The organism is Desulfitibacter sp. BRH_c19 (assembly GCA_001515945.1).
Classification (GTDB): Bacteria; Bacillota; DSM-16504; order Desulfitibacterales; family Desulfitibacteraceae; genus Desulfitibacter.
The window spans coordinates 47625-64215 of the sequence record LOER01000017.1; the positions used below are offsets into that span (position 1 = coordinate 47625).

Here is a 16591-nt window from a genome sequence, read left to right on the forward strand (position 1 = left end):
TTTACTTTGCTTTAATCTCATCGAAAAAACTAATCTCTTCAAGTGGGTGCATTGTTCTCAAACTCTCCTCTGGAACTTCCATATTCTTGAAGGCAACAGATAACATAAGCTTTATTCTATTCACCTGATTGACCTGGCTGGATCCAGGATCGTAATCTACCGGCACAATATTAGCTTGAGGATACCGCCTTTTGAGTTCTCTTACCATACCCTTCCCTGTAATATGGTTGGGTAAACAGGCAAAAGGTTGTAGACAAGCAATATTACTTGCACCACTTTCAATCAGCTCCAGCATCTCTGCCGTCAGGAACCAGCCTTCCCCAGATTGATGTCCCAGATGCATAATCTCTTGAGTCATATCGGCGAGTTCAAAAATACTTTTGGGGGGATGGAAACGCTTACTTCTTTTCAATTCTCTTTTCATCACCCTGCGATACTTTTCCAGCGTCCAAATTAAATATCGCGAAATAAGCTCTGTTTTGAAAGTTCCTGAAAGTTTTTTACGACTGTAAATGCCCTGATATGCAGAGTACAGGAAAAAATCCAGCAAGTCAGGTACGACCGCCTCAGCACCCTCTTTTTCCAGGATATCCACGATATAATTATTGGCAAAAGGGTGAAACTTGACGAGGATTTCCCCAACAACTCCTACTTTAGGCTTCTGAATATCAAGAATTTCCATGGTTTCAAACTCTCTCACGATGCTGCAAATATTCTGATGATACTCCTTCATACTCATCCTGGTTAAACTCGATTTCAATTCCTTAAGCCATTTTTCTAACAATTTATTTGTTGCTCCAATGTTTTTTTCGTAAGGTCTCACAGCATTCGTCAACCGCATAAGCAGATCCCCATAAACCATAGCCATAATGCACCTTTTGACCATTCTTTTAGTTATTTTGAATCCAGGGTTCTTTTCCAAACCACCGGTATTCAAAGATACAACTGGGATATATTCCATTCCCGCCTCCTGCAGCGCCTTGCGAATGAAACCGATATAGTTGCTAGCCCGGCATCCTCCTCCGGTTTGAGACATTATAACAGCCGTCCGGCTAAGATCATACCGTCCTGATTTAAGAGCCGCCATAATCTGACCCACAACAATAATCGAAGGATAGCAAGCATCATTATGGACATGCCGCAGCCCTTCTTCCACAACTCCCATTTCTACATCCGGCAAAATCTCGAGCTGATAGCCTTCCATCCGTATGGCTTCCTTTATTAATTCGAAGTGAATAGGAGCCATCTGAGGGGCAAGGATAGTATATTCTTGCCGCATTTTTTCCGTGAACACAACCCGTTGAGGAATATCGTAAAGTTTTTGAGGCTGAATGTTCTTCTTTTCCCTTTCCTTCATTGCTGCCAGAAGTGAACGAATACGAATTCTTACTGCCCCTAAATTATTAATCTCATCTATTTTAATCAAAGTATACGTTTTTCTATATTGTTGCAGGATTTCCTGAACTTGATCTGTAGTAACAGCATCTAGACCACAGCCAAAAGAGTTAAGCTGTACCAGTTCCAAATCACTCCTTGTGGCTACAAAACTGGCAGCAGCATAGAGTCTAGAATGATAGACCCATTGGTCCAATACCCTTAAAGGTCTTTCTACTTTTCCCAGATGATCTATGGAATCCTCGGTAAGAACAGCCAATCCCAGACCAGTAATCATCTCCGAAATTCCATGGTTAATCTCTGGATCAAGATGATATGGACGACCTGCTAGAACAATCCCTTTCCTTTGATTTTTCTGCAAATAGTTTAGGATTTCTTCCCCTTCATCCTTAATATCCTTCTGAAAAGCCTTTCTTTCGAGATATGCCTTATCTACTGCTTTATCAACTTCTTGTTTGGATACCCCAAACCTGCTGAATTCTTCGTATATCCTGACCTTCATTCTTACCATATTATCTATAGGAAGAAAAGGATAAAGAAAAGTTACATCTTCTCTTTTCAACTCGTCAATATTGGCATTAATAGCTTCGGGATAGGAGGTTACGATAGGGCAATTATAATTATTATTGACTCCCTCCATCCCTTTTTCATCCTTGGGAAGACAAGGATAAAATATCACTTTCACTCCCCGATTAAGAAGTTCTTTGATATGACCATTGGCCAGTTTAGCAGGATAGCACAAGGATTCCGACGATACAGTCTCCATACCCAATTCAAATACCTTTTTAGAAGATCGGGCAGATAATATCACCCTAAAGCCCAGTTCTGTAAATAAGGTAAACCAGAAAGGATAATGCTCATACATATTCAGTATCCGAGGTATCCCAATCTCCCCGCGTCTAGCTTCTTCCTTACTTAAAGGCTGATAGTTAAAAACTCTTTTATATTTGTACTCAAAAAGGTTGGGAAGCTTACTGGTAGTACTTTCAAGACCGGCTCCTCGTTCACAACGGTTTCCAGAGAAAAATTCCCGCCCATCTGAAAATCTGTTTACTGTCAGGAGACAATTATTGCCGCATAATCCGCAATACCTCGTACTGGTCCTTGTATTGAAATCTTCCAGTTCATCGATTGTGAGTAACCCAGTTTTTGTGTCTATCTGGTATCTCTCCCTAGCGATGAGAGCTGCCCCAAAAGCACCCATAACTCCTGCAATGTCCGGACGAATCATATTTCTTCCGGTTACAATCTCAAAGCTTCTTAAAACAGCTTCGTTATTAAATGTACCTCCCTGAACAACGACTTTTTCACCTACCTCCTCAGAACTACGTAAACGGACAACCTTGTAAAGAGCGTTTTTTACCACCGAATAAGCTATTCCTGCGGCTATACTGCCAATATCCGCGCCTTCCTTCTGGACCTGCTTAATCTTGGAATTCATAAATACTGTACAGCGGGTTCCTAAGTCGACTGGTGTGTTAGAAAACATACCCCTCTGTACAAATTCATTGAGGGGGATTCCAATGGATTCCGCCAGCGTTTCAATGAAAGAACCGCAGCCTGAGGAACAGGCTTCATTCAGCATGATGTTATGAATCACTCCGTCTTTAATTTGCATGCATTTCATATCCTGTCCCCCGATGTCCAGGATAAAATCCACTCCCGGGAGAAAATACTCTGCACCCTTATGATGAGCTATCGTCTCAATTTCCCCATGATCAATTTGTAGGGCAGCCTTAAGCAAAGCTTCACCATACCCTGTGACTACTGACGAACCGATAAAAGCTTTGGAAGGCAATTTTTTATATAAATCCTTCAGAGCTGTAATGGTTGAATTTAATGGACTTCCTTCGTTACTCCCATAGTAGGAATAAACTAGATATCCATTCCTATCAATAAGGGCGAGTTTGGTAGTCGTCGAGCCAGCATCAATCCCCAGGAAACAAGGACCGGTCACTTCCTTTAATGGCCGCTTCTTGACAGAACTCTCACTGTGTCTGAAGTGAAAATCCTCATATTCTTCTTGGGAGGTAAATAGCGGCTGAAGAAGCTTCGTCGACGACCCCAAACTATGCAAGCTCGGAATTTTTTCGTAGATAGCTTTGAATGTACAGGCCTCTCCTTTTTTGGAAGCTAGGGCCGCTCCAATAGCTACAAAATACTGGGCATCTTCCGGAGCAATGATGTTTTCGGGTCTTAGATGTAAGGTTTCGATGAAACGCTGACGCAATTCTGACAAGAAGCTTAGCGGTCCCCCGAGGAAGGCTACATTTCCTTTAATAGGCTTTCCACAGGCTAAACCTGCAATAGTCTGATTCACCACTGCTTGAAAGATAGACGCTGCAATATCTTCTTTAGCTGCACCTTCGTTCAGTAAAGGCTGAATATCTGTTTTCGCAAAAACCCCACAACGGGAAGCAATGGGATATATTACTGTATGTTTTTTTGCTAATTCGTTTAATCCGGAAGCATCCGTCTTCAGCAGAATAGACATTTGATCTATAAAAGAACCGGTTCCGCCAGCGCAAGTCCCATTCATTCTGAGCTCAGGAGAGTCTCCGAAGTAAGTAATCTTTGCATCTTCCCCGCCCAGTTCAATAGCGACATCTGTGGTAGGAATAAACCGTTCCACCGCCTGACTGCAAGCAATAACTTCCTGGATAAAAGGTACTCCCAACTGTTCTGAAGCAGAAATTCCTCCGGAGCCAGTCACATTCATGGTTACCTCCCTGGTCCGTAACTGAGTATACAATTTTTGCAAAAGATTGCTAACCGTATGCTGGACATCAGAAAAATGCCTCTGGTAATGAGTAAAAACAAGGTTATCCCTTTCATCAATAATTGCTATCTTTACTGTTGTGGAACCAACATCCAAGCCGATATGCAGGATTTTTCTCATTTCTTTTTCTCCTTTAATCCGCAGAAAATTACTCAACATCATCGTTATCTAAATTTTTAACTATCATTCTTAGTGTTCTTAAGGTTGTCATTAAATCCTGTTGATTGATATCCTTACAAGCTGTTTCTGTGAGGCTAATGACAATGGGTATCATCTTCAACATTAAGATTTTACCTTTTTTTGTAAGGTATATTCGAAAGTTTCTTCGATCTGTTTCATCAACCTTTTTTTTAATTAAGGATTTTTTGATTAATCTTTCCAATAAACGGGTAACCGTTGTTTTATCCTTTAGTGTTTTATCAGTTAAAACTGTTTGGAGAAGTCCGTCTTCCTCCCATAGTCTACCTAGTATGGCAAACTCTTCAGGTGTTATATCAACACCTTCCTTATTAGAAATATGATTCAATCTTTTTCTCATTATAATTGCGGCACGATTAATTACAAAACCAAGTGCATCGTCTACTGAAAAACTCTGGATGGTATTTTCAATCTCCTTGTCCATATCTTATTAACCCTCTTCTTTTTTGTCCTACTCTTATTATAAAACATTAGTTGCAATGTACAACTAATGTTTTTATTCATAGTTGTTATTAACAAACTAATTTCAGCTATCTAAGTAGTGTTTCTCTTGAAATATCTTAGTATTGCTTGAAATTGCATGTCCCTTTCAGACTAGTTTTCTGATAGCACACAAACAAGGGTGACACAGGAAACGTCCCCGCGTCACCCTTGTTGGGTGCACATTGATTGCACAAGCAAAAGGTGACGCAGGGAAACCTGGTCACCTTTTTGGTGTTAATTGCTTACGATTACGATGGTTCTTGCCCAGAAAAGGCCACCCTCATAAATGCCAGTAATTATTACTTCATCTTTTGCTGAAAGATAGCTGACACTTCTAGTACGGTCATTTCTGATAACCGTAGTGTCTGAATCCCAGAAAACCTGTCTGTTCTCTCTTGTTTCAGTTTCATAAATAACTATAACCTGAGCTGCCTCGTGGATATTTTCAACTGTACCTATTAGATAACGATTACTATACTTTGCTTCAATATCAACCCTTGTGGCCTGGGTTCCTTCAATTTCCAGCTCTGCCCAATCACCAAATTCTATCTCCCTTAAGTTGATTGTAGCGCCATCCTTACGTATCCTAGCATCAGATGCAACTGGAACAGTTTTTTCTTCCCCGTCATCTGTTACTATTACAATAGCCGGTGTTGCACCCAACCTAATCTCTTTAACGGTTCCCTCTGCATCATCTTCTACACTAGTAGCATAAATGCTTGTCACGTTTCTATTTATTAGGTCTATATCAATTTCGTCACCAGCATATATCTGTCTTAAAGTAAGATCCCTGTTACGATCTCTTCTGATACTAACATCTGCATCAATATAATATGTTTCTTCTTTGTCAGTGTCCTCATTTAGAATTGTCAAAGTTACATCTGGTGAATAGGAAATTTCTACTAGAATTCCTGTAATTGTTTTTTCTAAATCATTCACATCTATCCTAGTAGCTTTTGTTCCACTTGCAATCACCATTACTTCTTGTTCTTCAATTAAGTCTTCCAAGTCTATTTCTTTTTTTGATAAGATAATCTCTGTGCTATTATCAATGTTTAAGACAATTTCCCCAAGATCACTAGTGCGTTCAAGTGTAATGGTTTTATCATCTAAATCTATTTCAGTAATCGTTCCATTTATAACCCGCTGAGCATTCGACACATGGATGGATGTAATGCTTTGGTCTGAAATTACTGCTGTTACAGCCTGTCCCTTGGCCAACTGAGAGGCCACACCATTTTGATCATCAATTCTGATGATAGCACTAGAGCTAAGGGTATATGTATCAGATGTGTTATTATTTGATTTAATAGTTAATACTTTAATAGTCTGACCCACTATGTCAGTAATTTCACCTTCGAGTGTGATTTTATCAAATTGGTATTGGCCCTGATCTATATAAAGCACCTTGCCACCAGAATCCTTAATAATTTCAACCATCTCACCAGAATTTAGAGATGTTAATTCACTTATTCCTCCAGCTCTAAATACTAGAACATTTGAAGCTAAGTTAATGGGTTCGATTACACCAGAAGCATTCTCAATTGTCAGTACTGATGAGGAAATTCCAAATACTTTTCCTTTGACAGTAGTAGATGTTAACTTTTGTAAATGATTATCAACTCTATTAAGGACAGAAGCTATTTGTGCCCTTGTTAATGGGTCATTGGGATTAAAGTTACCATCAGAACTTCCAGCCATGATTTCCTTATCCTTCATAACAGCTACATAACCGCGAGAAGATAACGGGATAGATGATGCATCAAAATAATCAAGTATAACATTTTGTTTACTATTTGCTTCAGTTGTTAATCCCATTGCTTTAACAACTATTTCTGCAACTTCATGGCGGCTTACAGCTCCTTTTGGATCACTATGGAGTAGGCTACCGCTAATAATTCCTTCTCTAACAGCATAGCTCATCGATCCTGTCGCCCAGCTACTAACGTTGTCTCTTTGCACAAAACTTGCAGGTATAGTGCCTGATGCCTCACCCTGTTCACCAAGGACCCTAGCCAGCATTACTACCAGCATTTCTCGTGTAACAGGGTCATTAGGAGCATAGCGTGTTTCAGAAACCCCTCCCAAAACACCCTTTGCCTTCATTCTTGCAATATCCTTTGCTGCCCAATGGTTACCAGGAACATCACTAAATACCTGACTAGCTGCAACTGCAACTCCAGTACTTAATAAGAACACCAATAAAATCAGAACAGTCAACATTTTTCTTTTAAACATTTGTGCCACCACTCTCCTAAATTCTCCATTAATTCCTAAAAAACTACTTCAACAAGTTCTTATGAAAACCCTTTTGAAAAAACTTTATTTTCGACATTTATCAAAGATATTTTTATTTATTATCTTATTCTAAAAGTTATTTCCCCATCAATCCAACTCACTTGAGTACCAAGAAACTCAGCCAGCAATCTAATTGGAACAAGTGTAGTTCCATTTTTTATTACTGGATTTGATTGAAGAGTGGTAGCTTGTCCATTAATAAGGGCCTCTTTTTTACCTAGCCACATTTCCATTACACTTTCTTGTTTAGTAAGTGTAATCTTCTGCTCTTGAAGATTAAAATCAACCCTAAAGTCTAATTGTTCAGCAATTTGTTTAAGGGGTATCATAGTTACGGAACTTTTTGCTAAATAAGGTGCTTCACTTAATGACACAGTTTTACCATCAAACCACATTTTCTTTTCTCCAATTTTAAAGGTTATAGCCTGGGAGCTAGATGGAAGGACTGCGTTTCCTTTAAGTATCTCAATTGCCCTTTTCATTTGTTCTTCTGGATCCTCAACTATGACATCTGGTTCGATTCCCACTCCATTTATAGCCCGTTTATTCGGAGTAAGATATTTAGCGGTTGTCATTTTTAGTGCACCACCACTTGATATCTCATGCAGATGCTGTACTGTTGCCTTCCCAAAGGTTGTAGTGCCAACTAAAGTGCCTACTCCATGGTCCTGGACGGCACCTGCAACAATTTCACTAGCACTAGCACTACCCTTGTTCACCAAGACAACAAGGGGCAATTCAATGGATTCTGATGTAGAATAATATGTATTATCTCCATCTACCCTGCTTTCAATATGAAGTATATCTAGCCCGTCTTCTAAAAATGGATTTGCCACAGAAATAGCAGCACCCAATAAGCCACCAGGATTGTTTCGTAAATCAAGTATTATACTTGTAGCACCCTGAGAACGTAGATTATTCAAGGCATGAGAATAGAGCACAGGACTAGAGCTGGTAAAGCTGCTCAGTTTAATATATCCAATCTGCCCCTCAAGCATCTCACTTTCGACAACCTTGATCTCTATAATGTCTCTGGTTATATTAAATACCAAGGGCTCCGTGGTCCCTTCCCTTATTACAGTAAGTCTCACTTGCGTACCAGATTCACCTCTTATTAAATCTACTGCTCTTTGGAGTGTCATGCCTGTCAAATCTGTATCATCAACCTTGGAAATAATATCTCCAGCAATAATACCTGCTGCTTCTCCAGGTGTTCCTGATAAAGGAGCAACAACTGTTATGTAATCTTCAATTTGTTCAATTTGTAGTCCTACCCCTCCAAAGTACCCATCCATCTCCGTTTGAAAATCATTGTAGTCTTCTTCATCAAAGTACTGGGAATATGGATCAAGCTGTTGCATCATACCCTTTATTGCCATTTCTTCTAGCGTTTTCTCATCTAATTCGTCAACATACTGGTCCAATGTATATTGGAAAACCTCCTTGAAAAGATCAAGGGAATGGTCATTTTCTGCAGCTTGTAGAGGACCAGAAAAAAGAAATACTGCAATCAAAACTAAAACTATTAAAAAACTCCGTTTTCTCCTAAACATTAGCTCATCTCCTTTAGTGAAAGAGACTTCCTTTTACAAGGAAATCTCCACCAATTGTTGATTACCATCCCAATTAACCGCAGCACCAAAAGCCTGACTAACAAACCTTAAAGGCACAAGGGTACGTCCCTGGGTTAACATAGCGGGAACATCAAGATCCTGTGATGTTCCATTAATAGTTGCAAGTTTACTTCCAATCGTTAGTTCTACATTCTTGCCTCTTCCACTTAGAATTATCTTTTGCGAATCACTTTTCCAGTCAACGTTGACCCCTAATGCTTCGCTTACAGCCCTAACTGGAATTAATACTCTTCCGTTTTCCATTATTGGGGAAACATCTGCAGCAAGCAAACGACCATTAACTATTATCTTAATTCCAGAAATACTATCTAAATCAGTAGGAACCACAAGTTCACTAGTCAAATTGACAGTAGATATGTCTTCTCTTGATTTACTATTATCCATAAACACAAGTCTGTTACCATCTATTGATGGATAGGTTTGATGATACTGCTTATTACTAAAGACCATTTCTTTTCCTGAATTTAAATCGTATCCGTAGATATCCCATCTTTGGCTACGAAAATCCTGCCAAGCAATTACATTTCCAGATATCGTGGGATACTCCTGGTCCTTAGCCGCACCACAGATCAAAGTGCTTTTTTCAGTCTTAAAATCATACAGGTAAATATTACTTTGGAATTCTCTATTATCCTGATAAACTAGACGCTCTCCTTCTAAAAATGGACTATACTGATCTCTTTGCCCAACTATAACTGAAAACTCTACACCTGTATTTAAATCAGCGCCATATAAATCCCATTTTTGGTTACGAAAATCAGTCCAGACAATCTTATCACCAGAAATTGTTACTCCAACTTGCCCATCATAGTGAGCTCTTCTGTTGCCATCACTATCCAATTCTTTTCTCAAATAATTATAATTATGCTTAGCGACTTTTTTTGTTGCTTTTGTTGAAATATTATAAGCATAGATATCCCAGCTATTATCCTTGTATTCAGACCAGACTACCCATGGATAATCAACCTTTGGACTCCTTTTTTCAGAACCAACACTCGTAAGTTTAGTAGTTTCCTCAGTAGCTATGCTGTATAAATTGATGGACTGAACATCAAAGGAATTATCAATCCAAACTACATAGTCACCATCAGTATGGGGTGCAGACTGGCTGCTACTTGTGCTGCCTATTCTCTTTGTCTTCTCAGTTGAAAAATCATACATAAAGATACCTGGTTTACCATCAGCATGGTCCTCATAAACTACAATATCTCCCGAAACAACAGGATGCTCTTGATCTCCCTGCTTATCAACTAAATATGTAGAAGCTGCAAAAGCTGGTACAGATAAGATAAGTATAAGAATGAAAGTGAAGAATACTGTTGACAGTTTGCTTTTTAGCATATTATTTCCCCCTTTAAATTTGAATACAGAAGTCTTAAAATCAGAATACAGAAGTCAGAATTCAGAAGACAGAAGCTAAAATCCGCACTTCTGGGATAATGGCATATGGGCGAACCATAATTAAATTATTTTACAATTCTTAGCTTATGTAGGCTAAAAAGACGTAATGATTTGCACTGTTTGAGCAAAGCGAGTTTGCAAAGCATAGGCTTTTTAGCTGGAATAAGCTTATAGAATTGTTATAATTTAATTGCTAGGTGAGCACAGCATGCCATTTTCCTACTATAAGACAGAAGCTACAATTCCTTGCTTTTTATTCTCTTTGTAGGGCTTCTATAGGATTCATGGAAGCCGCCTTCATCGCTGGCCAAACTCCAAATATTACTCCTACACCCATAGCAAAACCAAATGATACAATAACCGAAGTAGCCGATACTGCTGTCTCTGGCCCAAACTTTCCAACCAATGCAGCACCACCGAAGCCTAATAATATTCCGATAACACCTCCTACTCCACTAATAATCATTGATTCAACTAAAAATTGTATTAGAATATGATGATTCATAGCCCCTATTGATTTTTTTATTCCTATTTCCCTGGTCCTTTCAGTAACTGAAACAAGCATAATATTCATAATGCCTATTCCACCCACAAGCAGTGAAACACTAGCAATTGCACCTAACACCAGGGTCATTATCCTGTTCATTTCCTCAACCTGCTGTAACCACTCATCCTGGGATTGTAAATGAACTGAATCAGGGCCACCATATTTTTTATCGAAAATCCTCTGAAGGTGTACTTTAGCGATTTTAGCATCTTCTGCGCTATTTGCCTTCAAGGTAATACCTTGGATCCTATTAGTGGCCATTATTCTCATTGCAGAAGTAATTGGTATAAATATATTTCTATCAGGACCCATTGCGTACTCCTTACCCTTTCTCTCCATTACACCTACTACTAAGAATTTTTGCCCTTGTATATTAATGGTTTCCCCAATTGGATTAGTATTTTTGAAAAGGTCCACTACCACCTGATCACCTACTACTGCTACCCTACGCCTATACTCAACATCTCCACCTGTTAAAAATCTTCCATCTGTAAGCTTGCTATCCGTAACTGAAAGGTAGTTCTCTGTGGTACCTGAATACCCAAACTGATCCTCATGATTTCTCCATCTAATATTACTCCAGTTTTCCATATTAGGAACTGCATTCTTTATGGAAGGAACCCTTTCCTTTAACTCATCAATATCATCTAAAGTAAACCTTACATTCCATCCTTGGGCATAAACCTGAATCACATTTGTTCCCATACTTTCCATATGCATCATCATTTGCTGCCTTGCTCCTGTTCCTACCGATACTAGAGTAATAACTGAAAACACACCGATAATTACACCTAGCATTGTAAGAGAGGATCTAACTTTATTTCCCATGATACCTAGCCATGCAGACTTAAAGCTTAATATTAAACTTTTCATGAAACCACCGCCTTATCCTGGTTCATGTCTGCTAAGGAATCCTTGGCACTTATTCTGTTCTTAACCTGACTATCACCAATAATCATTCCATCCTGAATTCGAATTAATCTTTTACAGTGATCACCTATATCAAAATCATGGGTGACCAAAACTAGTGTCATACCATGATCATTTAGCTCTTGAAAAATAGTCATGATTTCTTCACTTGTTTTCGTATCCAAGTTGCCCGTCGGTTCATCAGCTAACAATACATGAGGTTCTGATGCTAATGCTCTTGCAATGGCAACTCTTTGCTGTTCTCCCCCTGACATTTCTGTTGGTTTATGCTTTATTCTATGGGAAAGGCCAACCCTCTCTAAAGCGTCCTTAGTCCTTTTTACTCGTTCTTTTGTGGACATTCCTCTGTAGATCAGTGGCATTTCCACATTATCAGCAGCCGTTAGCTGTGGAATTAAGTTATACTTTTGAAAAATAAATCCCAATTCTCTATTTCTAATGATCGCCAGCTGCCTATTGTTCTTTTTCTGTATCTCTTGATCGTTAAGAAGATAAGTACCACCTGTTGGGACATCTAAACAACCTAGAATGTTCATTAAGGTTGACTTTCCCGATCCAGATGGCCCCATTATGGCAACCATTTCCCCATCATTTATTTCTATGCTAATCCCCTTTAAAACTTCAACCGACAATTTACCAGTAGCATATGTTTTAGTTATATTCTCTAATTTAATCATAGTATAACACCTAATACCTAACTGCTTTTTCGACCTGAGTACCACCCCGACCAAAATCTGGGTTCATCATATCCATAGAACTACCCACAACAACCATTGTGCCGAGTTCCAAGCCTGATATGACCTCTGCATATCTATCATTTGTTAATCCTATGTTAACCTCTTGTGCTACGGGTACATCCCCTTCAAGGATTTGAACAAAGCTTTGCCCACCCTCTTCATAAACAGCTTCAATTGGTACAAGCATCACATTATCTTTAGAATCAATGAACACAGAAACGTTAGCATTCATTCCTCCTCGTAACCCTTCAGGAGCCGGAATATCTACCCTTACCGGAAAGCCCGCTAAACCTTCCCTGCTTTCTCCCATTAAAGCTACATCAAAAACAAGACCTGCAAATTCAGTACCGGGCATTCCATCAACTGTGACAACTGCTTCCTGTCCTTTATGGACTTTAGCAATATCAAATTCATCAATCATAACCTCAGCCTGCATCATATCATAATTTTCAATTTTAAGAACTTTAGTACCCTCAGTAATTTTATCTGTTTCTTGCACAAGAACTTCTACAACTATTCCATCTATTGGTGCTCTAACAACCATATTTTGCATTTGATTTACCTTATCTTCAAGGTCGAGTTGAAGACTGCTTATCTGTAATCTATCGGATATTACATCTGTCATTGCATCGCCTTCCTCAACAGTTGCTATTAGGTCCCCTTTAGTAACCCAATCTCCATTTTTTGCATCTACAGAAGTGAGGTCACCGCTAACACCTGGTACTATATTTTCTTCTGCCTTATATTTTACTATCTCACCCTGCAGTTGCACCTCCTGTCCTGGAATACTGAAAATAACCTGAGGCTTCATTCCCACCTTTAGTAGCCCCGGATTATCAAGTAAGATGCTTGCTGTATAAGAAAAACCTTGTTCCCCAGGAACCGGATTACTATCAAGCTCATTAATAGTAGCCTCTAATTCACCGCTGAACTCACTGAAATGGACCTTTACGTTGTCTCCAGCTTTAATTTTACTATATACTTGACTTGTAGTCATAACTTCAATTACAACACCACTATCATCTACAATCTTGCCTACGGAAACACCTGAATCTATTTCTTCTTTTACCTTATGGGTAAAATCTGTAAGCCTTCCACTTGCAGGAGCAACTATTTTTAAAGCCTGCTCTGCACCTACTGCATTTAACTGATCAGGAGTTGTATTTAAACGCCTTGCAAGTTGGTTTTGTTTTTGCTCAAGTTCTAATTGCTTTTGTTGGACCTCCATTGCCAGAGTTCTATTTTCCAGAATCACCAGTTCCTGTCCTTGAGTAACTCTATCTCCTTCCCCTACGGCAATCCTTTGAACTGTTCCAGAAGCTATGGAGCTAACCTCCTTCTCGTCAATTGGAAGCAAGGGCCCAAAACCTTCAACCAAAACCTCTAGATTTCCCATTTCTACTGGTGCTGTTGCAATTACAGGTTCTTCATTCATAGGGTCATTTTTACCCGAGAACCATTTCCATGCACCAAATCCGCCTCCTACTAATACTGCTACAATCACTACTGCAATTACTATCTTCTTCATACATTACCTCCAGTTTTACATTTATCTATGTATGCGTGAATACTCCCTTATATATAGACTGGTTAACTGCTATCTTTGTTTCACATATTCTATAAATTTTGGAAGAATATTAGACAAGTTCTAGAAATAGTAGCCAAAACCCTTTATAGTTCTAGTTTCTTTAACCATATTTTTCAATGGTAATTTTACCCATTAATGGGTTGTAATATGAAAAAGGCCCTGAAATGCATCCAGAGCCTCTATGAAACATGGTAATCCTAAGAACCTTTATCAATTGATTAATTTAGCCTCGGTTAATAGGTTTCTAATTGCTATTGCTGCTTCTGCATAGGTGAAGGTGCCTTTCGGATCAATAGTTTCATGGGTTTTGCCATTGAACACACCTACACTAACTGTTTTCTTTACAAATTCATAGGCCCAATCAGCAATTTGATTTTTATCCTTATATTTGTCTATCCTGCTGTTATCTACTTCCTTTAACCCTGCTATATCCATTGCCCTAGCATAGATAGTCATAGCTTCTTCCCTGCTTATCTCTGTATTTGGTCTGAATGTACCGTCTGGATAGCCAGTAATAATCTCATACTCTGTAGCTATTGTTATAGCATCTGCTAATTTATTATTTAATTCCACATCAAGGAATTTACCTTGCTCTGCTACACCCGTTCTATATATTCCAAGAGCTTTTGTGATGTATTCTGCAAATTCTCCTCTAGTAATACTACCATTTGGTTCAAATGTTTCTGGGTTTTTAATTACTAGTCTTGATGCCATGTCATTTACAGCGTCTTTTGACCAATGATTTTCTACTGAAGCTACTGTTGTAGGATTCCAAATTACTGAATAGCTTGAGTTGGTTAGTGAATTTAGTTTTGCATACCATTTGCCATCTTTCTCAAATACTGTTGTTGGTATGTGTGAGAATGTTCCGTCTGGATTATAAACTACCCCAGTTGAAACTTTAGTTGGGTCAACACCTGTTGGTATTTCCATGACTCTTGTTACATAACTTGAAAACTCGGAAACTGTTGTTTCTCTTACTTCGCCAGAAGTTGTTGTTGTCTTTGCTACTACTTTAAATTCTACTGGTGGGAATAGGATTTCATGCCCTTTGACTTTTGCATTCTCTTCAATTTCTTTTAGTTGAGTTTCATTTAGTTTGTTTATTTGCACCTCTACTTCTATATCTTTCAAAGAATCTGCTTTTACATCTAAGATTGCTGCTACTTGATCAATTCCTATTTCTTTAGCAGGAATGATGTAATCTACTTTTTCAGTTGTTATGGCAAGTGTAAAGTTATTTTGGTCCATTTTCTTTACTATGTCACCAGTTAAGATACTCTTGATCTGATTTGCATTACTTGCTGCTACGGGTATTTCTACTTTGTTTTCGGTTGTACTACCACTTGTTTCATTTTCTTTTATAGCTTCATCTAATTTTTCATTTAGTGCATTGGCATCTGCTCTTAGCTCTACACTTCTTCCTCCATCTTCCTCTGTCACGGTTTCTGTTCCAGCTGCATGTTCCTGTCCGTTAACATATACTGTAGTTGCTACTTGTGTTTGTTCCGGTTTTGAATTGCTGCTATTTCTTCTATATTCAGCTGTAATGGTTAAATCACTTGTTATATTGGTAAATTCTTCATCCCAGCCTGTAAACCTATAGCCGGACCTTGTTGGATTATCAGGAGCCGTTGCGTTACTTCCGTGATATACGGTTTCTGTTTTCAGTTCTGTTTCATCCCAGTCCTTAAAGGTGACTGTGTATCTATTGAAGCTCCACTGGGCATATAAGATGACATCGGTTGTACCCATAGTTAGATTCGAACCTGCTCCGTAACTTGTTCCACTTCCATCTCTTTCTGTATTCCAGCCAACAAAGGTATATCCTGTTTTTTCAAGTGAACCAGTATTACCCAGGACTGTAATGGTTACCTCTTCTGCATATCTATTGTTATCGTTTGGTATACTTCCTCCTATACTTCCATTCCCGTCATAGGCTATGCTATTAAGGGTAACTGCTACTTCTGCTGTTAATGGACTTATACTGGTTGTCAGCTTGCTATCGTTTAATGTAATTGTACCTATTCCTTCACTATCTAGGTTCCCATAAACCTCTGCTGTAACTGTTGTTGGACTTGTTTTGTCAACTGTTGCTATATCTAGCCCATCTAATACTCCTTCAAGGCTTATATCTGATGCATATACTGATCCTGTTACTGTGTCATTAACAATGTTTAATGTAAATACCTGCCTAAAGCTTTTGCTGCCTAGTATGTTAGCTGGGTTAGGTGTCATCATAATGGTTTCTTTGTCTATCCACTTTGCATACAAGAGGATATCCTCTGTTACTTTGTCTACTGTAAAGTTCCAGGCATTGGTTAAGCCCGCTTCTTTATACCACCCTAAAAAAATGTATCCTTCCTTTGTTGTCTGGTCTACTGGTTCTGTTATGGTTGTACTGTAGTCTGCTGTAATATCCGCTACCACACTTCCACCACTACTATTGAAGCTCACTATATATGTGTTTACTTTCCACTGCGCATACAGGGTTATATTTGCTGTACTCATTGTTAGGCTTGAATCTTCTAGATAGCTTATCCCACTTCCATCTCTTTCTGTATTCCAGCCAACAAAGGTATATCCTGTTTTTTCAAGTGA

The 16591-nt window shown here is 38.8% G+C and carries 8 protein-coding genes and 1 pseudogene; all 9 read right to left on the minus strand.

What is annotated here, in order from left to right; all coding sequences use genetic code 11:
* Nucleotide 1: 1 nt before the first annotated feature.
* The 9 genes and pseudogenes from APF76_02655 to APF76_02695 all read right to left on the minus strand — a co-directional run bounded on the left by APF76_02655 (nucleotide 2) and on the right by APF76_02695 (nucleotide 16591).
* The gene (locus APF76_02655; protein KUO52058.1) at nucleotides 2-4294 is read right to left on the minus strand and encodes a 2-hydroxyglutaryl-CoA dehydratase; all 4293 of its coding nucleotides are present in this window, start codon (nucleotides 4292-4294) and stop codon (nucleotides 2-4) included.
* Between the two features lie 28 nt (nucleotides 4295-4322).
* On the minus strand, nucleotides 4323-4796 hold the full coding sequence (locus APF76_02660) for a hypothetical protein (GenBank protein KUO52059.1): 474 nt from the start codon (nucleotides 4794-4796) through the stop codon (nucleotides 4323-4325).
* Nucleotides 4797-5089: 293 nt separating this feature from the next.
* On the minus strand, nucleotides 5090-7093 hold the full coding sequence (locus APF76_02665; protein KUO52060.1) for a hypothetical protein: 2004 nt from the start codon (nucleotides 7091-7093) through the stop codon (nucleotides 5090-5092).
* Nucleotides 7094-7212: 119 nt separating this feature from the next.
* Nucleotides 7213-8706: a hypothetical protein gene (locus APF76_02670; GenBank protein ID KUO52061.1), complete on the minus strand. Its 1494-nt coding sequence runs from the start codon at nucleotides 8704-8706 to the stop codon at nucleotides 7213-7215.
* A gap of 33 nt (nucleotides 8707-8739) precedes the next feature.
* On the minus strand, nucleotides 8740-10128 hold the full coding sequence (locus tag APF76_02675; protein KUO52062.1) for a hypothetical protein: 1389 nt from the start codon (nucleotides 10126-10128) through the stop codon (nucleotides 8740-8742).
* Nucleotides 10129-10441: 313 nt separating this feature from the next.
* Nucleotides 10442-11608: a hypothetical protein gene (locus APF76_02680; GenBank protein KUO52063.1), complete on the minus strand. Its 1167-nt coding sequence runs from the start codon at nucleotides 11606-11608 to the stop codon at nucleotides 10442-10444.
* Nucleotides 11605-12342, minus strand: a complete 738-nt coding sequence (locus APF76_02685) for a macrolide ABC transporter ATP-binding protein (protein ID KUO52064.1) — start codon at nucleotides 12340-12342, stop codon at nucleotides 11605-11607. The genes APF76_02680 and APF76_02685 overlap by 4 nt, the downstream gene beginning before the upstream one ends.
* A gap of 10 nt (nucleotides 12343-12352) precedes the next feature.
* Nucleotides 12353-13930, minus strand: coding sequence for a hypothetical protein (locus tag APF76_02690; protein KUO52065.1), 1578 nt, complete (start codon nucleotides 13928-13930; stop codon nucleotides 12353-12355).
* A gap of 270 nt (nucleotides 13931-14200) precedes the next feature.
* Nucleotides 14201-16591 (minus strand): annotated as a pseudogene (locus APF76_02695).